Consider the following 23639-nt stretch of genomic DNA (forward strand, 5'->3'; position numbering starts at 1 on the left):
AAATCATAAATGTTTAAAAAATATATATTTATTCTAATATTATTTATTGCTTCTATAGCTCGTGCAGAAATTATAGAAGTGGATAGTTTAAATAAAATAAAACAAGATTTTAAAGAAAATTATAATAAAAATTATGTACCTCAGGATTTATTAGTAGTAACGGTTCTAGATGAATTTTTGTTTAAGTCTTTAGTGCCTATCGTTGCACAGCTTGATAAAGACATTTATCTTACTACACTAACTCCTCTTTTACGTAATATTAATAAAAATTCAAAAACTATTTATATAAAGCAATTGATTTTAACTAATGATAGTTATAAGAAAGAATTACAAGAATCTGATTTTCCAAATTTTGTAAATGAAATGAGTAATAGTAAAATCCCTATAATAGCAGTAAATGATGGGTTTACCGGTAATTTTAATAATATTCCTAAATTTGAGATATGGTTTGCCGATTATTTAAAGAAAAATTTCGATATTGATTTTTCAAATAGTTTTCCAAACAATAATTATATTATTTTTAATAATTTAGACAGTTTTGCTAATACTTATCCGGTATTTTATAAGGGTATATTGACGAGTAATAATATATCGGAAGCGGAAATGATGCTCAATTTCCTTATTCAAATGAATTTTATACCGAAATGCTTTATAATGATTAGTAGTAGCATAGAATTGCTAAGCTCAATGGAATTGCAACTTAGTAGTTATAGTTCTAATATATTATTTATTGGTTATCATTATAATAATAAAAATACTCCGAAAAATAAAGATGTTGCATATTATACTAAACTGATTAATGATTTAATATCTCAAATAAATAAGCTAAAAAGAAATAATCCACCTTTAAAGAATAATAATGCAAAAGGTAAAAATCCTTATGACACGAATAAATAAAGTTTTATTGAGTTTACTTTGCTTAGTTATTGCGTATGCGGGCTACGGTCAAATTATTCCTACTTACTCCGTAGATTCAGTAACAATGAAAAACTTATTACCGAAGATAGATGCAGATACGCTGGTACTTATAAATATAGATAATACTATCATAACACCGAAATCCAAATTATTTCGATATCAGGATAATTCTTATATAAATTTTACTAAATATTTATATAGTCTTGCAGCGGATAACGCATCAGTTAATAAAACTATTGCAAAATTGATAGTGCAGCGTCAGATGATGCTTGTTGAAGCTAAATGGGTAGATTTAATTAATAAGATGAAACAGCAAGGTGCAACGGTTTTAGGTCTTCAGGAAATAACGGCCCCATGTAATTTAATTGAAAATTATGAAGGATGGTTATATACCTTACTTTACGGACTCAATATTAATTTTACTAATAAAGTTAATGATAAAGATGTATTTAGATTTAATCCAAGCGATGCTGAAGCCCCTATTTTTTATTTAGGTATAATATTTACCGGTAATATAAATAGAGTAAAAGCTCTTATAGAGTTCTTAAAAATTATACCGAAACAACCTAAAAAAATAGTAGTTTTTGCAAATAATAAAAAAGATTTAGAAAATATGGACTCTTATTTAAGTATGGTTGATATAGGATATTATGGAATTGAATATTTGGGGTGGCAAATGTTACCGGGGTCACCTGATCATCAAATCGCTGAGTTGCAGCAATCTACGTTTTTAAATACCGGTCAGTGGTTAGAAGATGATACAGCTGCAAAGATGTTAAATAAATAATTATGAATGACAATTTAATTAATGCTTTAAAAGATTTAATTATTAATACCGGCAAGATTGCACTAGATATAAAAAAGGCAGGAATGTTGACTGATATTAAATCAGATGGGTCAGTAGTCACTAATGCCGATAAAGAAATTAGTAAAATAATTTATCAAACTCTACAAACCTTAACCTCTCAAATAGCTATAGTATGTGAAGAGCAGCCGCTACCTATATTCAGCAGTGATACTTTTTGGTTAATCGATCCTATTGATGGGACATGGAGCTATGTAAACGGTAAAAGTACATATACGGTCAATATAGGGCTTATTGAAAACGGTTTTCCAACCATCGGCTTGATATATCACCCTGAAACAGCAAAGCTATATTATACTGATGTAAACGGTCGGTTAAAAATCGAACAGAATTCTAAAGAAATATTTGTTAATCATGAACCGAAACATGAAGAGCTTAAGGCGGTAATAGGTTTTTATAATTCAAATAAAGCTACTAAAGAGTTTTTAAGTAAGTATTCATTCGGTCAAATAAATGCAATAGGCAGTTCAATGAAACTATGCTTAATTGCTGAAGGAGCAGCTGATATATATCCAAAATTCGGTCAAACTATGGAATGGGACATAGCGGCAGGTCATGCTTTAATTAAAGCCGGCGGTGGTAATATTTTAGATACGCATGGACAAGAAATTACTTACGGTAAAGAAAGTTTTGCTAATCCTAATTTTTTCGCCTGTAGTAAATATTGGTTGGAAAGGGAGGCAAAGTTGCATAGATACTAGATCGTCATTGCAAGCAGCAGTAGGCTGCGTGGCAATCTCATGAAATAATAACAAACTCCTGAGATTGCTTTGTCAAAACTTGCAGTTTTTCCTCGCAATGATGAAAAAACTGATCCACGCAGGCACTGCCAAACTCGCATCAAACCAACTTCTTTAACTCATAAATTAACTCAAGTGCTTCTTTAGGGGATAGTTTATCAGGATCGATAGTGCTGAATTTTTTATCTAATTTGCTGCTTATAGTAGTTTTATTAGGTTCAAGATAAAACAAACTCAAATTATTTGATTCCGTTGATAAAATATTTTTTCCTTTACCTGTAGAAGTTTTTTCAAATTTAAGCAGAATCTGCTCAGCTCTGTTTATAACACTCGCAGGAAGACCGGCAAGAGCCGCAACATGAAGACCGTAGGACCTATCGGCAGCACCTGATATAATATTATGTAAAAATAGAATATCTTTACCTGACTCCTCAATAGCAATAGTATAATTTTGCAAAGCCGGCAGGAAATTACTCATAACGGTTAGCTCATGATAGTGCGTTGCAAATAAACAGCGACATTTCAGTTTATCATGAATATATTCAAGCACCGACCATGCTATAGATACCCCGTCATAAGTGGATGTGCCTCTACCTACCTCATCAAGTATGATTAGTGAGTTTTTTGTAGATTGAGCAAGAATTGCCGAGGTTTCAAGCATCTCTGCCATAAAGGTCGATTGTCCCTTAATTAAGTCATCGGCAGCACCTATTCGGCTAAATATTTTGTCGACTACCCCTATTTTAGCACTTTTTGCCGGCACAAACGAACCTATTTGAGCAATGATTGCAATAATGGCGTTTTGACGTAAAAAAGTACTTTTACCTGCCATATTAGGACCGGTAATTAACCAAATACGCTCAAGCTCTGATAAATTACAATCATTATATACAAAGCTTTTGCTTTCTCGCTGTAGTGCTTTCTCTACTACAGGATGCCGTCCTTTAACGATATCAAAGCTTAAATCATCGGTAAACTCAGGCTTAACATAATCATATTCATCAGCGATGTAAGCAAAATTACAAAATACGTCAAGCCCGCTTAAGGAGCTTGCAAGCATTCGTAAATAGGAAGCTTTTTCGATTACTTGGCTACAAATATCCGCATATAATTCTTTTTCTAAGCTTATTACTAAGGTTTTAGCATTGACTAACTCACTTTCAAGCTTTTGTAGTTCAGCAGTAGTGTAACGAACATGATTAACCGTTGTTTGACGGTGAATAAATTTGGGATCAAGGATTTTATTAACATTTTTAGCGGTGATATCGATAAAAAGCCCTATAACATTATTATGAGATATTTTTAAACTGTCTATTCCCGTTTCTTTGCGATATTGATCTTTTAGCTTTTCAATATATAATTTTCCGTTATTAATTAAATCATGTAATTGGGCTACTTTCGGATGATATTCATGTTTTATTATACCTCCGTCATTTAAATTATTCGGTGCATCTTCTCGTATTGTTTCGTCTATTAAATTATATAATTCTGCATCACCTGATAGAGGTTTAATAATTTTTTCGATAAAATCAGGTAAATTAAAACCGTAAGCGTCAAAGAATACTCCTTTAATAATCGTTGCCGTTTCTAAAGTATATTTAATGCTAAGTAAATCACGACCTGAACTTCTGTTCATCGTAATACGTGTTAAGCAGCGTTCTATATCACTAGTTTTTTTTAGAAGTTCTCTAATTTTTTTTACTATTTCTAAGTTGGAATAAAAGAACTCGGTAATATTTAAACGATGATTTATTTTAGCAATGTTGGTTAAAGGACTTGAAAGAAAATTATATAGTAAACGCCCACCTTGTTTAGTAACCGTATGATTAAGGGTGCTTAATAAACTTCCTTGCGAGCCGCCTTGTGAGTTTGTGACAATTTCAAGGTTGCGTCTAGTAGAGAAATCAATAGTCATATAGCTATGAAATTTGATAATTCTAGGGATTGGCAAATGAGGAATATTTTGTTTTTGCGTTAACGATAAATATTCTAAAACGCTACCTATGGCACAAATTTGACTACTAGATATCTCGCCGATTCCTTTAATATCTTTCATTTTATAAAAATCTAAAATGATTTTTTCGCATTTATTAATCGCAAAAAAACTATCAACTTGATAGGTAATACGAAAATTTAATTGTTTGAAAATACTATCCGCAAGATTAGAAGATCTCAGATTTTCGCTAAGCAGAATTTCACGAGGTTTTAAACGAGCCAGCTCATTAAGAATTTCCGTTTCCGGTACATTAACTACAACAATTTCGGAAGTAGAAAGATCAACATAACAAAGGCTAGCTGTTTCTTTATTTTTCGGTATTACGAGACTTGCTAAATAATTAGGTTCGGCTGAAGCAATCAAATTTTCTTCAATTATAGTTCCCGGAGTTATAATACGTGTAACATCCCTAGTAACGACCGCTTTATAACCGCCTCTATTCTTTGCTTCTTCAGGTGTTTCTAGTTGATCACAAATAGCAACCTTATAATTTGCTTCAATTAACTTAGTTAAATAATTCTCAAGGGCATGATAAGGTACCCCGCACATCGCAATTTCTTCTTCGCCGTTTTTGCCCCGCTTTGTTAAAGCAATGCCAAGTACATTGCTTGCTAGAATTGCATCTTCATAGAACATTTCATAAAAATCACCCATTCTAAATAGTAGTAAACAATCTAAATGAGCAAATTTAATGTCTAGATATTGCTGCATCATTTTCGTTGCAACATCGTAATTATATTTTTGTTTCAACTCTTGAAGATTCATATTAAGCAGCATAATTTATATTATAGTTTGGCTTTATTGCATGGATACCGAATCGTCATTGCGAGCGACTGCAAGGAGCGTAGCAATCTTATGAAATAGTGCAAAACATGCCTGAGATTGCCACGTCGAGGCTTTGCCTCTCCTCGCAATGACGGATAATAACAATGTTTAACAGTTTATACAACTATTTTATCTTTGATAGGCGGGTGCTATGTCTGCCGCCTTCAAATTGGGTAGTTAAAAACTTATCTATAATATCATATACTATTTTTTGGTCTATGGTTTTTGCTCCGAGTATCAAGATATTAGCGTCATTATGAGCTTTAGCATTTTCGGCAGTTAATATATTGTTGCACAAAGCGGCTCTTATTTCCGAGCTACGATTCGCAGCTATAGACATACCAATCCCCGTATCACTAATTAAAATACCGATAGGTGCTGATTTTTCAATAATAATATCTACTACTTTCTTAGCATAATCAGGATAATCAACGGTTTGTGTATTATTTGTTCCGCAGTCATAAATCTTTAGAGATTTCTGCTCTAAATAATTGATAATTTCAGACTTAAGCTCATAACCTGAATGATCACTAGCTATGACAATATTATAAGTTTTCATAGTTAACTTTTTGATGGAAAATAATGATAAAAATTATATACTATGTAAGATTTGTTTTCTAATGTAAATAATAGTTTTGTTAAATATATGAAATATCCTGTTGTACTTAGTATCGTTATATGTTTTTGTTTAGTTGCTTGTGTTGATCAGCCACCGGCTCCAATTGAGTATAAAGTAGGAGATGTTACTGCAAATAATAATTCTACCGCACTAGATTACGATGAGGGTATGATAGTTCAAAGAACTATGGAAGACAATCCCACGTCAGAAAAAGTTAGCGGTAGACTCGAAGAGCCAAAGGCAAAAATTATAGAAGATGATAATGATGATATTGAGATTCCTATGTCTCGGAATGAAGACGAAGATGAAGAATCGATAGAACAATTAAACTTTGTAAAACCGTTAAATGGGGTAATTATTACCGAGTTTAAAGCCGGTAAAAGTAAAGGGATAGATATTGTAGCTAAAGAATATAGTGAAGTTAAATCGATAGCTGCAGGAACGGTAATATATTCAGGTTATAATAAGCAATTCGGTAATTTAGTAATAGTTAAATTAGATAAAGACGATCTAGAAGTAGCATATGCGAGTTTAGATGATTTATTACTGAAAAAAGGTGATAAAATTGCTAGAAATAGTGTTATCGGACATGTAGAACATAAATTATATTTTGCTATGCGTAAAAATAAAATAGCAGTTGATCCTAATAAGTATATAGAATTTTAAATGGAAGATGTTATTACTCTTACCAAATATGGTGAACCTCAAAATGTTATAGTAAGAAGGAGTAGCAAAGCTAAAGATATAGCCATCCGCATTACGTCTAAAGGTGCAGAGCTTGTATTACCTCTTAAGGTAAAAGCCGAAAAAGGTTATAATTTTTTGTTAAGTCAAGAATATTGGGTTAGGCAAAAATTACGTCGTAATGTAACTGCGATACCAAAAGATGAAGATAAGATTTCTATTTTGGGTAAATCTTATGAAATAATACATATTGATTCGTCTAAAAATCAGATAAAATTAAATGATTCTACGTTAGAAGTGTATTGTTGTAGTCAGGTACTAAAAAAACTTAGTATAGAAGTATTCCTTAAAAAGAAATTATTAGCAGAAATAAAAATAATAGTAGAGAATATATCTAAAAAACATAATTTGACTTATTCCAATATTAGAATAATGGAAAATGTTAGCCGTTGGGGGAGTTGTTGTAGCAAAGGGAATCTTGTTTTTAATTGGCGGGTAGTTTTTGCCCCCTTTGAAGTACTGAAATATTTAGTAGCTCATGAAATGGCACATTTAAAAGAAATGAACCATAGTAAAAATTTTTGGGAGCTAGTTGAGGATATATATCCCGAATACCAACCGGCAAAATTATGGCTAAAAAGAAACGGTAAGAATTTATATAGTTATTTTCCATAACTTTATGTCATTCCCACGAAAGCGGAAATGACATAAAACGAGCCATGCAACAACGCAGTAATGACATCGGAAAGGTTAATTTAAAGAAAAACATAAAGGATAAATAGAATGCATAACACCACAAAAAGAGTAACAGTCCCGGCACTTGAAGAAATCTTATATGAGCCTATAAAAGTGTTAGATTACGGCTTTATTAGAGTGATCGACTATATGGGGGATGATAGTGCTATAGTACAAGCAGCTCGTGTTTCTTACGGTAAGGGTACGAAGCAATTAAACCAAGATAAAGGGCTGATAAACTACTTGCTTCGTCATTATCATACCACTCCTTTTGAGATGTGTGATATCAAGTTCCATATTAAACTACCGATATTTATTGCAAGGCAATGGATTAGGCATAGAACAGCTAGCGTTAACGAATATTCGGCAAGGTATTCTATTTTAGGTAATGAATTTTATCTACCTGAACCGGCAAATATTGCTTCCCAATCTGCTGTAAATAAACAATGTAGGGAAGGGGATAGCTTACCGAAAGAAGTGGCTGAAAAGGTCCTTGCAATTTTAGAGGAAGATGCTAGACAGTGCTACGGGCATTATAAGGAACTGATGAATGCCGATGAAGAGGGTAATATTATAGATGAGAACGCCACAGGGATAGCAAGAGAGCTTGCTCGTATGAATTTAACTTTAAATTATTATACGGAATGGTATTGGAAGATTAATTTACATAATTTACTTCATTTTTTAAGATTGCGAGCCGACCCTCACGCTCAATATGAAATTAGAGTTTATGCTGAAAAGATGCTTGAGATAGTCAAAGCTTGGGTTCCTTTTGTTTACGAAGCGTTTGAAGAATATCGTTTGCAGGGAGCAAACATTTCACGTAAAGGTTTGGATGTAATTAAAAGAATGATAAACGGTGAAAAAGTTACCCATGAAACTAGTGATATGACTAAGAGAGAATGGGAAGAACTGATGAAGATTTTTGGGTAATATATGTCATTCCTGCGAAAGCAGGAATGACATACAACAACCATAACGGAATTTGATAAAAAGGAGTATTTTAAGTGAGAAATATTATATATTTTATATTATCACTATTATTTAGCGTTACCAGCTATGCACTTGAAACAATAAACATTGAGCATGGGCGAGCTGACCCAACACCTATAGCGGTCAATAAATTTGATGCCGATAATTCTGCCGCTGATGTATTAGGTCACGATATGGTTAAAGTTATCTCTAATGATTTAAAGCTTTCGGGGTTATTCCGTCCTATTTCTGCTGCCTCTTTTATAGAAGAGAAGACAGGAATAGAATATAAACCGCTTTTTGCTGCATGGCGTCAAATTAATGCTAGTCTTTTAGTAAACGGTGAAGTTAAAAAACTAGAAAGCGGTAAATTTAAAGTTAGCTTTATATTATGGGATACGTTGCTTGAAAAACAGCTCGCCGGTGAAATGCTTGAAGTACCGAAAAATCTATGGAGAAGAGCAGCACATAAAATTGCCGATAAAATTTATGAAAAAATTACCGGTGATGCCGGTTATTTTGACACTAAAATAGTGTATGTATCAGAAAGCAGCTCTTTACCGAAAATAAAAAGAATTGCTTTGATGGATTATGACGGGGCTAATAATAAATACCTTACCAATGGAAAGTCACTAGTCTTAACCCCAAGATTTGCTCGTTCGGCGGATAAGATTCTTTATGTTTCATATGCTACTAAAAGAAGAGTACTTGTTTATGAAAAAGATTTAAAAACAGGCAAAGAAAGTGTAGTAGGTGATTTTCCCGGTATATCTTTTGCTCCTAGATTCTCACCAGACGGTAGAAAAGCTGTAATGTCGATAGCTAAAAACGGCTCGACGCATATTTATGAAATCGACCTTGCTACTAAACGGCTTCATAAATTAACTGACGGATTCGGTATTAATACCTCTCCTAGCTATTCACCGGACGGTAAAAAAATTGTATATAATTCCGATAGAAACGGTGTGCCTCAATTATATATCATGAATTCAGACGGAAGTGACGTTCAGCGTATTAGTTTTGGCGGTGGTTCTTACGCAGCTCCTAGCTGGTCGCCTAGAGGAGACTATATAGCATTTACTAAGATTACTAAAGGAGACGGAGGAAAAACTTTTAATATCGGAATTATGAAAGCATGTCCTCAAGATGATGAGAATAGTGAAAGGATAATAACAAGCGGATATTTAGTTGAAAGTCCTTGTTGGTCGCCTAACGGACGAGTTATTATGTTTGCTAAAGGTTGGCCGTCGAGCGCTAAAGCTCCGGGAAAAAACAAAATTTTTGCAATTGATCTAACAGGTCATAATGAAAGAGAAATTATGACACCGGCAGATGCTTCTGATCCAGAATGGTCAGGTGTACTGAACTAATGTCATTTCTACGAAAGCATTGTTGGGTGGATCGTTTTTCCGTTGTCATACCGTGACTTAATCGCGGTATCCAGTAAAAATACTATTAGTTGTTTTTGGATCCTGTGGTCAAGCCACGGGATGACAGTCCAATAAGGCTTAAGCTGCTTCTCTACTATGGTTTAAAATAAACTTCTTTATTTTTTCAAAAGCCGTATTTTCTATTTGTCTAATACGTTCCTTAGAAATATTATACTCATTGCTTAGAATATCTAGAGTTTTAGGAGTATCCGTTAATTTACGTTCTGTTAAAATACGCAGTTCCCTGTCGTTTAAAATCTTCATAGCATTTGATAGTAACTGCCTTTTACTGGTAGAATTTTGCTTATTAATAGCCATAGTTTCAGGAGTAGGGCGTGTTTCCGGTAATAGTTCTATTAATTCTCCGGATTCTGCATCGTCACTATTTATAGAGTTATTTAACGATAAATCAGGACCTGAAATTCTAGTATTCATTTCAGAAACTTCATTAACCGAAACGCCTAGCTCATCTGCTATTTGTACAAAATCATCGGTAGTAATAGCCCTTGAGTATAAATTAGTAATTTTATGCTTAACTTTATTAAGACTAAAAAATAATTTTTTTTGTGCGGCCGTTGTTCCCATCTTTACTAATGACCAAGATTTTAATATATATTCTTGTATGGCTGCTTTAATCCACCACATCGCATATGTTGATAGGCGAAAACCAAGTTCGGGATTGAATTTTTTTACTGCCTGCATTAAACCTATATTACCTTCTGAAACCAATTCGGTCATAGGAAGACCGTAAGTCCTATAGCCGCTTGCAATTTTTGCAACAAGTTTAAGATGGCTTGTTACTAATTTATGTGCAGCTTGTAGATCATTCCCTTCTAAATAGGATTTTGCTAATAACAATTCTTCTTCTTGCGTAAGTGAAGGAATTTTATTGATTTTCTGTAAGTAGCTATAAAATCCTGATTCGCTAGAAATTGCTAATGCATTAATATTATTAGTCATACTAACCTTAAAAACTATTTTTTTTATACTAACACATATATGATCTAAAATAAACTTTTTCTAGAGTATTTTTAAATAAAATCAAATAATGTCTAAAAAATCCAATAAAAATTTAGCTTTTTCCTTGCTGGGATTAATAATTAGTATGGTGTTACTCAGTTTTGCTTCCGTACCTATCTATAATTTATTTTGTAAAGTTACAGGATATGGCGGCACTACTGCAAAAGAAACGGTGAGTGTATATTCTAAGGTAAAAGGCACTAAACCTATAATTATCGAGTTTGATGCTAATGTTGGTAAAGATTTACCTTGGCGGTTTATTCCAAGGCAGCAAAGAGTGCAAATTGTTCCGGGGCAGAATACTCTAGTGTTCTATGAAACGGAGAATCTAAGCGATAACGATATAATAGGTACTTCCGTATATAATGTTACTCCAAATAAAGCAGGAAAATATTTCGTAAAAATTCATTGTTTTTGTTTTGAAGAACAATTATTAAAAGCCGGCGAAAGAGTCTTAATGCCGGTTACATTTTATATAGATAAGGATTTTGAGCTTGATCCTGAAATGCAAGACATTAAAGTACTTACTTTATCTTATAGTTTTTTTAAAGTACGAGAGATGTCGTCATTGCGAGGAAATTACGTAAGTAATTGACGAAGCAATCTCAGGAGTTTGTTATTATTTCATGAGATTGCCACGCTCTCTACGTTCGCTCGTAATGACGGCTTTGGAATTATGCAACAACACCGGCTCATTGAATATACTCGACAACCCATTTACGAAGTCTAACAATCGCCGGAGTATTTATAAGAGAGGTAGCAGGTAAAACTTTGCCGTTAGTATTAAAATTAATTATAGGATCTATACCGTATATGCTATACCAAGGTTTTAACGGTGAGCTATTTGAATATTTACGGTGGAACCAAGATAAAGAAGGTGTTGTTTTTTCATATTCTATTACTTTAACCGATTGTGGATTTTTATGATATATAAGGCTCAGTACCGATTGATCGGAATGATGCCATTTATATTCATCGTAATTAGGATGGATATTATAATTTTTACCTGAAAGAATTCTAATATCTTCACAACTTTTTAGCCATTTTTCAATGAAAGAACGAGAAAGCTTGGTATTACGTACAATAATAACGGCACTCCAAATGTGATCGTCATTTCTGCATTCGTCTGTAAGGCAATCCATTAAAGCAAAGGTTTCGCCTTTAACAAAACTACCGTTTTTACGATTGCGATCATGTACCAGTAATATATCATTATCGCCTAAAAGATTTGTTAAATTACTGATATGTTTTTTAATAACAAATGCTGAATCTAAATATACTATAATAGCTCCTTTTGGTGCATTTTTCATTGTTTCAAGTATAATATAAGGCTTCCATAACCATAGCCCCGCTCCTGCAGGTTCATTAAAAATTTCTTGGTTTTTTTCTATAAACGCTTGATTTATGTGCTTTTTCTTATAGTTAAATATGAAGTCTATACCTTTATTAATTGCATAATGAGTGGTTGCATTTTGATTACGATAAACATACTCCAGACCGTCGGCATAAGAAACTAAATAAATTGGTTCTTTTATGGAATTCTGAATAGATAAATCTACTTTTTGTAACGATAAGTCATTAAGAAAACCTTGACGTGCATATTCTAAAATAATCAGTATGAAATAAATTAGAACTAATATAATAACTGTTTTGTATAATATTTTAAATAACATATAATTTTTTTGCATTATTTGAAGCATTTTGTCATTCCCAGGTGGATTAGTAAAGCGTCATTGCGAGGAAATACGAAGTATTGACGAAGCAATCTCAGGAGTTTGTTATTATTTCATGAGATTGCCACGCAGCCTAGGGCTGCTTGCAATGACGAAATCGATAATTATTAGACAACGCCAATTATAGCATTTTAATATATTAAAAGATAGTGTTGTAATTTAATTATAAATTTAGTATAATTTGCTGTTTGTTTAAGGTTGATATGATTAATTTAGGGGATAAGCAGTCTACTATAGTTGTCGCAATGTCAGGCGGGGTTGATAGTTCGGCGGTTGCCGCAATGCTGCATGAACAAGGACATAATGTTATAGGTATTACCTTGCAGCTATATGATCACGGTATGGCAGTAGGGAAGAAAAATGCCTGTTGTGCCGGTCAGGATATTTACGATGCTAAAATGGTAGCAAATAAGCTAGGTATTCCCCATTACGTACTTGATTATGAGAGCAAATTTAAAGAGTCGGTAATAGATAATTTCGTCGATAGCTATTTACAAGGTGAAACACCGCTTCCATGTGTGCAATGCAATAAATCGGTAAAGTTCAGGGATCTAATTAAAACGGCTAGAGAGCTTGGAGCAGATAAGCTTGCTACCGGTCATTACGTACGAAAAATAAACGGTGATAACGGAGCGGAATTACATACAGGGCTTGATCCAGCAAAAGATCAAAGTTATTTTTTATTTACGACAACTAAAGAGCAATTAGAATATTTACGTTTCCCTCTAGGAGGGCTTACTAAGGATGAAACACGAAAGCTTGCTAGTAAATTTGGGCTTGAGGTAGCGGATAAGCCCGACAGCCAAGATATTTGTTTCATACCTGACGGAAATTATAAGAGTGTAATAAATAAAATACGTCCAAATAGCAGTGAAAGCGGTAAAATTATTCATGTAAACGGGTTTGAGCTAGGAGAGCATAGCGGTATAATTAACTACACCATAGGGCAACGTCGTGGTCTTGGTATAGCTTATAATGAGCCTTTATATGTAGTAAAGATTGATCCTAAGGACAATATAGTATATGTAGGACCGGAGTCCGCATTAAACGTGCAGGAATTTATCATTAGAGATGTGAATTGGCTTGCAGATGAGATTAAAGATAACGAAAAGTTAGAAGTAGCAGTTAAAATTCGCTCGACAAGACCGCCGCGTCTAGCCGAAATAAGTAAACTCGGTGATGATAAAATGAAAGTAAAATTTTTATGCGAAGAAAAAGCCGTTGCCCCTGGGCAAGCATGCGTTATTTATGCCGGTGAAAGAGTACTTGGCGGCGGATGGATTACTAGAGAGATAAGGTAATTGTGTCATTGCGAGGAGCGAAGCGACGTGGCAATCTAGTTAGACCTCCTGAGATTGCCACGCTCCTTTTAGTCGCTCGCAATGAGACACAATTCACAAAAAAATAAGCTCACTAAAACAGGAGAAACTAATGAGTTTTTTAAGGAAGAAAAGTTTTGAATCAGTAAAAGAGATAGGCAGTTCAAGCGGTCTTAGCAAGACACTTGGAGCATTCGATTTAATATTACTGGGTCTTGGTGCGATGATCGGCACAGGCGTATTCGTCGTTACCGGTATAATTGCTGCTAAATATTCAGGACCTGCGGTAATGTTATCTTATGCGATTGCAGGTATTACCTGTATCTTTGTAGCGCTTGTTTATACTGAACTTGCTGCAATGCTTCCGACATCAGGAAGTATTTACACTTATTCCTATGTAGCATTTGGCGAAGTATTTGCTTGGATGATCGGTAGTGTTATAATATTAGAACTTGGTGTTGCTGCAGGAATAGTAGCTGCAGGCTGGTCGGGCTACGTACAAGGAATACTAGCAGCAGGTGGAATCAATTTACCGAAAGAATTAACTACTGTACCGACAAACGGAGGTATAATAAATTTACCGGCATTTTTAATCTCGGGATTTATTGGATTTATTTTATATTTAGGTACTAAAGATAGTAAGAGACTAAATGCAATTTTAGTTTTCATAAAAATGACTGCAATATTTGTATTTATACTCGCTGCTGCCCCTCATTTTGATGCTACTAACTGGAGTAATTTTATGCCTTTCGGTTTTAGTAATGTTTTAGTAGGTGCGTCTATTTTATTCTTAGCTTTTACGGGTTTTGGAACGATTGCAACCGCAGCTGAGGAGTGTAAAAACCCAAAACGCGATATAATGATCGGTATTATTGGCTCACTTGTTCTAACTACTATAGTTTATGTAACAATGGCAGGGCTTGTTACCGGTATTGCACCTTTTGATCAGTTAAATAACGATCAACCGCTTGCTTATGCTTTAACTATCAATAATAGCAAGATCGGCTCTGCTATTGTTGCAACCGGAGCAGTTTGCGGTATGATGACGGTGTTGATGATGAATATTTACGGTACTTCTCGTATTTTTTATGCTATTGCACGTGACGGTTTACTACCGAAAAGTTTTGCAAAGCTGCACCCAAAATATGATAGTCCGTATATTACGATTATAATATTTGCTTCTTTAGCCGCTATCCTTGGAGGATTTTGTTCTACGGAATTATTAACGCAATTAACTTCAATGGGAGCTCTTATTGATTATATAACCGTTACAATAATAGTGGTATTATTTAGGGTCACGCTACCTGATGCTCAAAGACCTTTTAGATGTCCTTTAGTATTTATTATCGTACCGTTTATTTTAATTGCTTGTGCATATTTACTATTTATTCAAATATATGACGGTGAATTTAATCTATTAACCGCAGGTCGTGCATTAATATATTGGTTTATTACAATATTTGTTTTATATATTATAAGATCGTTTTTTATGCAAAAAGAGCAGAATTAAGAGGGGGATATCCGTCATTGCGAGCGAACGTAGAGAGCATGGCAATCTCATGAAGTAGTACAAAATTCCTGAGATTTTCAAGTCAAGGCTTTGCCTCTCCTTGCAATGACGAGTTAGTAGTATCCGCGCAACAAAACAAAATTAACCAAATGACTGAAAAGCTGCAACCACTCCGAGGAATGAAAGATCTCTTGCCGGATGATTATAAAGTTCACGACTATATAATTAACAAAGCAAGAGATGTTGGAGTATTGTACGGCTATAAACAAATGAGTACTCCTATTGTGGAGTATACTAAAGTCTTTAACCGTTCGATGGGTGAAAGCTCTGACGTAATCAGCAAAGAAATCTATAGTTTTTTAGATAAAAGCAATGATTTCGTAGCATTACGACCTGAATTTACAGCATGTATTATAAGAAGCCTCATCTCAAACAGATTACAACATAAATTACCATTAAAGTTTTTCTCTACCGGTCCTGTTTTTCGTTATGATAGACCGCAAGCAGGGCGTCAAAGACAATTTCACCAACTAAATTATGAGTATATCGGTGCTAAAGGAGCAATTACTGATGCTGATACTTTGAAGTTAGCCGTTGATATATTAAAAGCACTCGAAATAGAGCAGGATACTACCTTAGAGCTTAACTCTCTTGGATGTAATGAATCAAGAAGCGTTTATCAGCAAAAATTAGTAGAATATCTAAATGATTTTAAAGATCAATTATCAGAAGAAAGCAAAATAAGGTTATCCAAAAATCCAATGCGGATACTTGATTCTAAAAGTGAGACTGATCAGAAAATAATAGCAAACGCACCGGTTTTATCTGAATATTACACTGATGAATCCAAAGAATATTTTGAGGAGTTAATACAGTATCTAGATATTTTAGGTGTGAAATATAGCATAAATCCACGCTTGGTTAGAGGGCTTGATTATTATTGCCATACTGCTTTTGAATTCACTACAAAAAAGTTAGGGAGCCAATCTACTATTCTAGCTGGTGGACGTTATGAGGGCTTGCTAAAATCATGGGTAATAACGATGATGTGCCGGCTATCGGTTTTGCTGCCGGTATTGAGCGAATTGCTTTAATGCGGGAATATAATATATCTGAAGTTAAGCCGGTATTTGTATTACCTATAGGCAAAAATAATATTTGCTATGCTTTAGAAATTGTAGATAAATTGCGAACAGAAAATATTGCTATTATCATAGAATCTCTAGGTAAAATAGCTAAAAGAATGCAACGCATTTTTAATGAAAATGCTCAATTTATTATTTTTATAGGTGACGAAGAGCAGGCGAATAATAACTTAAAAATTAAAGACTTAAAAAAAGCAGAAGAATATATAGTAGATTTTGCAAAAGCTCTTGAGCTATTGAAGAAATAAGATTTTTTATTGTTATACCGTGAACCTTCCATGGTATCCATCAAAACTAACTTTAAGTAATAAGCATTTATGACTCTTGCCACAAGCTCGGCATTGCCCGCATGGCTCTTATGTTATGCCTGCATAGGTCTTGTTGTGTGGATACTGAAGGTCGTCATTGCAAGGAAAACTGTAAGTTTTGACGAAGCAATCCAGTAAAAATTCTGATTTACAGAATTTTTTTATTATTGTTTTGGACTGTCACGCAGTCTACGACTGCTCGCAATGACAGGGCGGTATCTATGCAACAACGCCTTCGCTGGAATGATATAAAACGAGCCATGCAACAAGATCTGCAGTTGTTCACAATGGCGATTAGGTGTCTATACAATAACACCATTTAACCACGACATCTAAAAATATGATTATTATAAACGATTTAGCCATGAGTTATGGTACAAGAAATACTATTTACCGATGTAAATTTGCATATTAAAAACAATAAACGATATGGTGTAGTAGGTGCCAACGGAGCAGGTCAAACAACTTTTTTCAAAGTCTTAACTAAGGAAGAAGAGCCAGCTTTCGGTGAGATTAACATACCAAAAAACTCCAAAATAGGTTGTTTAAAACAAGATCAGTTTCTTTAATGACGGTTATACTGCTGGAATTTTTGCAGCTAGCTTGCTTGTAGGTCTTGGAATAGCCAAAAAATACCATTATGAGCCGCTTTCTGCGTTGTCAGAAGGTTATAAACTTCGTGTATTACTCGTACAAAGTCTATTTAATAATCCCGATATTTTACTACTCGACGAACCGACAAACCATCTTGATATAGAGTCAAGAGAAGCTCTTAAAAAATCGCTAATTGATTTTGATGGTACGGTAATATTAGTAACGTACGATCGGAATTATTGCTCTTTCCCATAGGAAAAAGATTGTTGATTTTAAAGGTAAATTAAAATCAACAATCTTTATGATGATTATATTGAGAAATACGGCAACGATTATTTAAGCTCTACTACAAAATTATCCTAAGTTTTAGGTATTGCTCATGAAATATAGATATCGTCATTGCGAGCAGCCATAGGCTGCGTAGCAATCTCGTCAAATATCCTGAGATTGCTTCGTCAATTGCTATGCAATTTCCTCGCAATGACAATAAAAATCGAGTCATACAACAAAGCAGAATCTTAAAGTTAATCACTCCACATTATAAAACTCCAAATGATGACCGCTAATAAACTTTTTTATTTCAGCATGGTTACCATACTCATCAACATTTAATAATAACCCTTGTTCATTAAAATATAATATATTCGTAAATAATCAGTCATCACAGTCCCACTTAGCTTTAAAAGCATTTTCTTTAATAAGTTTAACTTCGGTTACTCCGTGTTTGTGATATATTATTCCTTTTTTTAAAGCAGAAACAAAAGAGGTAACTTTACTTTTATCAAAGGTGTTATAGATTTTTTTATTGTACCGTAACAATCAAATCCTCTATATTTGCCAAGAAATTTATCCGTACCTTTTGTTACTTCCTGATTATCAATTTTAATTTGACCTTCTTTAGGAATATTCCAAGAATTATTATTGAAGTTGGTAATTTTGTGAGTGGCTAGATAAAATTCATGTTTCTTTTTTAGTTGATAATATTGATGGATTTTTTTTGTATAATATTGAAGGGTTAATTGTTCTAAGTTTTCTATTGGCTTATTATCGGGGGAATAGCTTGCAATAATCCCTTCTTGTTTTGTTGACTTCATTTACTTGCATATTCTTGTACTTTTTTAGGTTATTATTTAATAAGGCGGTAACTACTCCAATTTCTAAAGTGTTTTCATTGCAAGAATCATTTTGCAGAGCATTTTCAACATTTTGGAAAATCTTTTTAGATTTTTCAGAAGTTAATTTAGTCTCGTTATCTGCTATTAAACCGGTATTAACGGCGTTAAGAACCTCTGTTTTTTCATTGGATGTTAGAGTATTATTTTGAGGTAACGTATAATTTGGGTCCACGTAACTTCGAAGTTTTATAATAGCCTTTTCATACAAATTTATTTGATGCTCAGGTATCTTATTTAAAAGATCAGAAGCCGTTTTAAATTGCTTACTACATAGGGCAAGTGAGAATGCTAGAAGTATGTTGTTTGGGGTATCACTAATTGCTTTTAGTTTTGCGGTTAATATTGATTGCTGGTTTTTGTTAATTTTTTTATTGGAAATGCTGTTATAAAAAGCCATGTATTCACAGCCATCATATATTGATGAATAGAAAAGAACTAAGGTATTTGTTTTATTATATCTAACGTCTTATAAGAAATTTCATATGGATTAGTTAACATTTCTAGAATGTATTGTATATATTCTACCGGCACATATTGTATTAAGTCATTAGTTTTATCACATTTGCCTTGTATTCTATAATTAGACCATAAATGATAGGCTGCTGTTGGATGTGTAGGTAGAAGCACAAAAGCATGTTCATAACATTTAGTGGACATATCATAGTTCCCGGTTTCTTCATAAACACGCCCTGTTCTATAATACCACTGGGCTAAAACCTGATTTTCAGTGTGAGTATTTAACGAAAAAATAGATTCTTCAAGTAAAGCTTTGACCCCTTCAAAATTTTTATTTTCCATTAATAAATCAGAGAATTGACCTGACAAATCTAAGTTGGATTTTATATACGGTACTAGTGCTTGGGTAATTTTAAGCTTAGATTCCGGTTCAATAAGCTTTAGTACGGGGAGTAGATATTCTGCACATTTGCTATATTGTTCAACTTCTTTTGCAAAGTAATTAAAATATAGATTTATTGCTGCAATTATACATTTAAATATCTCTTTAGCAGCTTCATTGTGTCTATTTAATATACTACATTGAAAGGCAAGACTCATTATTTGAATTTTGGTTAGCGTATCAGGTGGTATAGAAATGATTTTATCCGGCATCCATTTTATGAGTTCACCATCTAATTGATATTCAAAAAAGCCTGGTATTATTTCATAATTTTTCAACAATTCATGATTTGTGTAACTTTCATATGGATAATTAGGCATTAATTTATGTATTAGTGAATGCTTAATTTCTGTAACTTTCTTGCTACTTACTGATATAATGCATTACTTCTATAGCGGCACCAACAGTTGGTATAGATGAAAAGTTTTTATCCATTTCTACTACATCAAGACCGGAAAAGTTTTTTCTAAAATTTCTTATGTTACTTTCTGATAATATATTGAGGGTGTTATAAACCGTGATAATATCAAGCTTAAAAGTAATTGAAGGTTCTGCATTGTTCATGAATATAATTTAGTATTAGTTGGGCTTAAGAACTGCTACAATGTGATAGGAAAGGTTTAAAATTTTACATAGAATTATTATTAAAAACTTACAGTGTATGAACTTTTTATTACTGGATTCCTGCTTTAGCTAGGAATGACATCGAGAGGCTCAATTAACTCACAAAGCAATTCTTTCTAAGTAATGTCTATTCAAACCCAAATCCAGTAAAATATTTATGAAAATATCCGGTATCATGACCTATCATTTTAACTTTATCATAATAATAAGGTGATTCAGATTCACGATATATAGTTGTGCCGTCATCCATATAGTAAATAGAATAAGATGGAAGGCCATAAGGTCTACAAAAAGTGTCTTTACTTATAACTTTAGGAGCTTTATCGGATTTTTGTATATTTTCTGATTTCAGCATATTAATTTTATTAATAAATGATTGTTTTATTAATATATAATTTTTATATATTATCACAAGAATAATTATAATAGCTATCTACAGAACCTAGAAATTCAGATTTATCAATTGCAGTATTATATTCATAAGGATATTCTAAATATTTTTGCAATTTTAAAGTATTTTTTTGAAACAATGGGTAATTATTTGATTATTCGTGCTTTGATAAATTGAAATATTTTCTCGCCAAGAATTTCTTATCTTGAACATTATTAAAAGCTTTGATTTTTGAATATCTGTCTTGTTGTTTTTCTTGTAAAAAATAATCTTCATAGTCCTTATAATTCTTTGGAAGATTTAATATAAATCTAGCATATTGTTCTAACTGAAAGTTAGTTAACCAAGTAAATATAGAATATAAATTTGCTCTATAGTCCGAAGAAAAAATAACAGCAACTTCTGATTGCTTTACCTCTTCTCTTTGCTCTCTCAATAACGTTATTAGATAATATAAATAACTCTTTATTAAAATGTTTTTTATTTTCGTGAGTTTGAATGATTATATCATCAAACAACTCAGTTTCTAATTCATCTGAGGTAAATAATTGTTTGTATTTATTAAGCCATGGAACAAAAGCTATAGATTCAAGTTTTTTTAAATATTGAATTAATCTTATGTGCAACTTTAGATTAAATTTAAGAGCAGCATTTTATATGAAAAATTGACATGAGTCAAGAGATATTAAACTAATGGTTTAAAAATATGTGTCACCTCGTGATTTATTCACAGAATCCAGTTAAAAATACTAATAATATTAGTATTTTTAGTTGTTTTCTGGATACTGTGGTCAAGCCACGGTATGACACTGAAGTGTTTTTCAAAAGCCATACTAAATTGATGACTAAAATTTTTCACATAACCTAATGACAAAAATAAAATATGAATATATTATTTAATTTTAGAATAATTTAAATAATATATATTCAATGAGTGCAGATACTAATATTAGCGATGGTTTAGAAGTCATTACGCAAGATCATTTATCGATTTTTTCTTTAATAAGCTCCTCCGACATTATCGGTAAGTCAGTTATGCTGATGTTGCTTATTGCCTCTATTTGGTCATGGGCTATTATTTTGGATAAAATATTTAAGCTAGTGCAAGTGCAGAAAAGCATGCGGGCATTTGAAAATGTGTTTTGGTCCGGTGGAGTATTAGAACAATTATATGAAAGCATAAAGAGGTCGGTTAATAATCCGCTAGCTTTAATTTTTGTCTCAGCTATGGATGAGTGTAAAAGCTTAAGTACTAAAGGGCTTTCTGAAGGCTTAAAAAACAACCATAAAGAGCGTATAACGGGTGCAATGTACTTAGCTCAAAATAGGGAAGTTGAAAAGCTCGAGAAAAATTTAAGCTTCTTGGCAACTGTTGGATCAAGTGCTCCTTTCGTAGGTTTATTCGGTACCGTTTGGGGGATTATGCATAGCTTCCAATCGATTGCTACTTCAAAAAATACTTCTCTTGCCGTAGTAGCTCCCGGAATTGCTGAGGCGTTACTTGCAACTGCGATAGGCTTATTTGCAGCTATTCCGGCAGTAATTTTTTATAATTATCTGATTTCCCGTATTACTCTTATCAATAATAAGATTGAAGATTTTATTAGTGAGTTAAACTCTATACTTTCTAAGGCAATTGATCAGGAGAAAATGTAATGGCTATAAAGCTTGCCGGAAGTAATAGAAAAAGTAAAAGAGCGGTAGTTAGCGAAATTAACGTTACGCCGCTTGTTGACGTGATGCTTGTGCTATTAATTATTTGTATGATTACTTCTCCAATGCTTGTGTCAGGAGTAAACGTGGATTTGCCTGAGACAAATTCAAGCCCGATTTCAGGTCAGGATGAGCCTTTGGTTGTTACGATCAATAATAAAGGCAAAATTTTCTTACTTGAAATTCCAATAGAAAGAATGCATTTAACCGACAAGCTTGCAAATATCACTAAAGAAAAAAAGGATGCTAGAATTTTTGTAAGAGGCGATAGAAATGTTTCTTATGGGCAGGTAGTAGAGATAGTTGCCGAAATTCATGCTGCCGGCTTTTCTCGTGTAGCTCTTATTTCAAATATTAAAAATAATGAAAAGTAATCAAAATAAGGATAATTTTACGGTTTTCCTTAGCTTCTCTATTGTTCTGCACTTACTTCTTTTATATTTTTTTCTATTCGGTATGCCGTCACTTTTTGAAAAATTACCGGAAGAGCAAACTATAACTTTTGAAATGTTACCTGTTAGCGATAAATCAAATATTATCACTCAGACAAAGCAAAAAGAAGCCCCTATAGAAAACGAAGACGCTAAAAAATCTGAGCAGAGTAAGCCAAAAGAAGAACCGCAAGATTTGCCTAAAGAAGAAAAAGCAAAAGAGCCTGAGGCTAAAACAATGGAAGCAAAGCCTAAAATAGAAGAGAAAAAACCTATAGAAGAACCAAAGTCTGAAGAAGCAAAAGAAGCGTTACCTGAGAAGAAAGAAGAAGTAAAGGAAGAAAAACCTAAAGAAGAAGAAAAAAAACAAGCAGAAGAAAAGAAGAAGCACGAAGAAAAGAAAGAGGAAACGAAACCGGCTGAGAAACCTAAAGATGTGAAGAAAAAAGAGCCTAAAACCGATGAGCTTGATTCTTTGCTGAAGCATTTAGAGCAATCTTCAGAAGGGGATAATGTAAAATCCAATAAGCATCAAAGGTCAAAAAAAGCTGATAATGCACAAGAAGCTAAAGGGGTTTATACGGATGGGCTGCCTCTTTCCGATAGTGAAACATCTTTGATAAAAAGACAGATTGAAAGACATTGGAGTAATGTACCGGCAGGAGTTAGAGGTAATAATAAGGTAAAAGTCATTATTAGTATTACGCTAGATAAAGCAGGTAATGTTGAGCAGGCAAAGGTTAACAAAAAAATCTGTCCTAATATTCCGGCTAGTGTTTGTGAAGCTTTGGCAGATAATGCAATTAGAGCGGTATGGCAGGCAAGCCCTATCGAAAACCTTGACTCTGCACGCTTTAACCATTGGAAAGAGATTAATTTTAGCTTTGATCCAAGTAAATTGTAGGTTGGGCATTGCCTGCGTGGATACCACCCCGTCATTACGAGCAGTCGTAGACTGCATGGCAATCTCATGAAATAATAACCAACTCCTGAG

24 protein-coding genes and 2 pseudogenes are annotated in these 23639 nt (G+C 33.3%); 16 read left to right on the forward strand and 10 right to left on the reverse strand.

The window, feature by feature from the left end; genetic code table 11:
- Positions 1-9 precede the first annotated feature (9 nt).
- Genes ACSFFC_RS04580 through ACSFFC_RS04590 form a run of 3 tightly spaced genes read left to right on the forward strand, consistent with a single transcriptional unit; the run spans position 10 to position 2484 of the window.
- Positions 10-897 (forward strand): DUF2608 domain-containing protein, encoded by an 888-nt coding sequence (locus tag ACSFFC_RS04580; RefSeq protein ID WP_014273340.1) that lies wholly within the window; start codon positions 10-12, stop codon positions 895-897.
- The gene (locus ACSFFC_RS04585; protein WP_014410534.1) at positions 860-1705 is read left to right on the forward strand and encodes a DUF2608 domain-containing protein; all 846 of its coding nucleotides are present in this window, start codon (positions 860-862) and stop codon (positions 1703-1705) included. Before ACSFFC_RS04580 ends, ACSFFC_RS04585 begins: the two co-directional genes overlap by 38 nt.
- 2 nt (positions 1706-1707) lie before the next feature.
- Entirely contained in the window at positions 1708-2484 is a 777-nt protein-coding gene (locus ACSFFC_RS04590) for a 3'(2'),5'-bisphosphate nucleotidase CysQ family protein (protein ID WP_014410535.1), read from the forward strand.
- Positions 2485-2623: 139 nt separating this feature from the next.
- Here the strand turns inward: ACSFFC_RS04590 and mutS are convergent, their stop codons facing one another.
- Positions 2624-5284, reverse strand: a complete 2661-nt coding sequence (mutS, locus tag ACSFFC_RS04595) for a DNA mismatch repair protein MutS (RefSeq protein ID WP_041472269.1) — start codon at positions 5282-5284, stop codon at positions 2624-2626.
- 184 nt (positions 5285-5468) lie between these two features.
- Complete coding sequence (rpiB, locus tag ACSFFC_RS04600; protein WP_014410537.1) at positions 5469-5903, reverse strand: ribose 5-phosphate isomerase B; 435 nt, start codon at positions 5901-5903, stop codon at positions 5469-5471.
- Positions 5904-5954: 51 nt separating this feature from the next.
- On the opposite strand from rpiB, the gene ACSFFC_RS04605 reads away from it, so the two are divergent.
- The 4 genes from ACSFFC_RS04605 to tolB all read left to right on the forward strand — a co-directional run bounded on the left by ACSFFC_RS04605 (position 5955) and on the right by tolB (position 9724).
- On the forward strand, positions 5955-6629 hold the full coding sequence (locus ACSFFC_RS04605) for a murein hydrolase activator EnvC family protein (RefSeq protein WP_014410538.1): 675 nt from the start codon (positions 5955-5957) through the stop codon (positions 6627-6629).
- Positions 6630-7322: a M48 family metallopeptidase gene (locus tag ACSFFC_RS04610; RefSeq protein WP_014410539.1), complete on the forward strand. Its 693-nt coding sequence runs from the start codon at positions 6630-6632 to the stop codon at positions 7320-7322.
- Positions 7323-7430: 108 nt separating this feature from the next.
- The gene (gene thyX / locus ACSFFC_RS04615; protein WP_004996155.1) at positions 7431-8315 is read left to right on the forward strand and encodes an FAD-dependent thymidylate synthase; all 885 of its coding nucleotides are present in this window, start codon (positions 7431-7433) and stop codon (positions 8313-8315) included.
- A 74-nt stretch (positions 8316-8389) separates the two neighbouring features.
- Positions 8390-9724 (forward strand): Tol-Pal system beta propeller repeat protein TolB, encoded by a 1335-nt coding sequence (tolB, locus tag ACSFFC_RS04620; RefSeq protein ID WP_014410540.1) that lies wholly within the window; start codon positions 8390-8392, stop codon positions 9722-9724.
- Positions 9725-9862: 138 nt separating this feature from the next.
- Here the strand turns inward: tolB and rpoH are convergent, their stop codons facing one another.
- Complete coding sequence (gene rpoH, locus ACSFFC_RS04625) at positions 9863-10744, reverse strand: RNA polymerase sigma factor RpoH (protein WP_014410541.1); 882 nt, start codon at positions 10742-10744, stop codon at positions 9863-9865.
- Between the two features lie 88 nt (positions 10745-10832).
- Here rpoH and ACSFFC_RS04630 point away from each other — a divergent pair, with 88 nt between their 5' ends.
- Complete coding sequence (locus tag ACSFFC_RS04630; protein ID WP_014410542.1) at positions 10833-11399, forward strand: cytochrome c oxidase assembly protein; 567 nt, start codon at positions 10833-10835, stop codon at positions 11397-11399.
- Between the two features lie 97 nt (positions 11400-11496).
- On the opposite strand, the gene ACSFFC_RS04635 is transcribed toward ACSFFC_RS04630, so the two are convergent.
- On the reverse strand, positions 11497-12477 hold the full coding sequence (locus ACSFFC_RS04635; RefSeq protein ID WP_014410543.1) for a hypothetical protein: 981 nt from the start codon (positions 12475-12477) through the stop codon (positions 11497-11499).
- Between the two features lie 263 nt (positions 12478-12740).
- On the opposite strand from ACSFFC_RS04635, the gene mnmA reads away from it, so the two are divergent.
- The 5 genes and pseudogenes from mnmA (at position 12741) to ACSFFC_RS04660 (ending at position 17668) form a co-directional block, all read left to right on the forward strand.
- Positions 12741-13838 (forward strand): tRNA 2-thiouridine(34) synthase MnmA, encoded by a 1098-nt coding sequence (mnmA, locus tag ACSFFC_RS04640; RefSeq protein WP_014410544.1) that lies wholly within the window; start codon positions 12741-12743, stop codon positions 13836-13838.
- 130 nt (positions 13839-13968) lie between these two features.
- A complete protein-coding gene (locus ACSFFC_RS04645) occupies positions 13969-15366 on the forward strand; it encodes an amino acid permease (RefSeq protein ID WP_004996146.1) in 1398 nt (465 codons plus the stop codon).
- 149 nt (positions 15367-15515) lie between these two features.
- Positions 15516-16759: pseudogene (hisS, locus tag ACSFFC_RS04650) on the forward strand (histidine--tRNA ligase).
- A 431-nt stretch (positions 16760-17190) separates the two neighbouring features.
- Positions 17191-17388: an ATP-binding cassette domain-containing protein gene (locus ACSFFC_RS04655; protein WP_004996141.1), complete on the forward strand. Its 198-nt coding sequence runs from the start codon at positions 17191-17193 to the stop codon at positions 17386-17388.
- Between the two features lie 34 nt (positions 17389-17422).
- A complete protein-coding gene (locus ACSFFC_RS04660) occupies positions 17423-17668 on the forward strand; it encodes an ATP-binding cassette domain-containing protein (RefSeq protein WP_014410546.1) in 246 nt (81 codons plus the stop codon).
- Between the two features lie 399 nt (positions 17669-18067).
- Here ACSFFC_RS04660 and ACSFFC_RS04665 read toward each other — a convergent pair.
- The 6 genes and pseudogenes from ACSFFC_RS04665 to ACSFFC_RS04690 form a co-directional block, all read right to left on the reverse strand.
- Positions 18068-18507, reverse strand: a pseudogene (locus ACSFFC_RS04665) (hypothetical protein).
- Positions 18458-18985: a hypothetical protein gene (locus ACSFFC_RS04670; RefSeq protein ID WP_014410548.1), complete on the reverse strand. Its 528-nt coding sequence runs from the start codon at positions 18983-18985 to the stop codon at positions 18458-18460. Before ACSFFC_RS04670 ends, ACSFFC_RS04665 begins: the two are co-directional and overlap by 50 nt.
- Before the next feature lie 38 nt (positions 18986-19023).
- A complete protein-coding gene (locus ACSFFC_RS04675) occupies positions 19024-19806 on the reverse strand; it encodes a tetratricopeptide repeat protein (RefSeq protein ID WP_231282982.1) in 783 nt (260 codons plus the stop codon).
- A gap of 43 nt (positions 19807-19849) precedes the next feature.
- Positions 19850-20050 carry a hypothetical protein gene (locus tag ACSFFC_RS04680; RefSeq protein WP_045798660.1) on the reverse strand — a complete coding sequence of 67 codons (201 nt, stop codon included), beginning with the start codon at positions 20048-20050 and terminating at the stop codon, positions 19850-19852.
- Positions 20051-20237: 187 nt separating this feature from the next.
- Positions 20238-20522 (reverse strand): hypothetical protein, encoded by a 285-nt coding sequence (locus ACSFFC_RS04685; protein ID WP_014410549.1) that lies wholly within the window; start codon positions 20520-20522, stop codon positions 20238-20240.
- 133 nt (positions 20523-20655) lie between these two features.
- A complete protein-coding gene (locus tag ACSFFC_RS04690) occupies positions 20656-20937 on the reverse strand; it encodes a hypothetical protein (protein WP_155813498.1) in 282 nt (93 codons plus the stop codon).
- Between the two features lie 494 nt (positions 20938-21431).
- Here ACSFFC_RS04690 and tolQ point away from each other — a divergent pair, with 494 nt between their 5' ends.
- Genes tolQ through tolA form a run of 3 tightly spaced genes read left to right on the forward strand, consistent with a single transcriptional unit; the run spans position 21432 to position 23549 of the window.
- Positions 21432-22157: a protein TolQ gene (gene tolQ, locus ACSFFC_RS04695; RefSeq protein ID WP_004996137.1), complete on the forward strand. Its 726-nt coding sequence runs from the start codon at positions 21432-21434 to the stop codon at positions 22155-22157.
- Complete coding sequence (locus tag ACSFFC_RS04700) at positions 22157-22588, forward strand: ExbD/TolR family protein (protein WP_014410550.1); 432 nt, start codon at positions 22157-22159, stop codon at positions 22586-22588. The genes tolQ and ACSFFC_RS04700 overlap by 1 nt, the downstream gene beginning before the upstream one ends.
- On the forward strand, positions 22578-23549 hold the full coding sequence (gene tolA, locus ACSFFC_RS04705; protein ID WP_014410551.1) for a cell envelope integrity protein TolA: 972 nt from the start codon (positions 22578-22580) through the stop codon (positions 23547-23549). The genes ACSFFC_RS04700 and tolA overlap by 11 nt, the downstream gene beginning before the upstream one ends.
- The last annotated feature ends 90 nt before the right edge of the window (positions 23550-23639 follow it).

Source organism: Rickettsia parkeri, assembly GCF_051427245.1.
In the GTDB taxonomy this organism is placed as follows: Bacteria; Pseudomonadota; Alphaproteobacteria; order Rickettsiales; family Rickettsiaceae; genus Rickettsia; species Rickettsia rickettsii.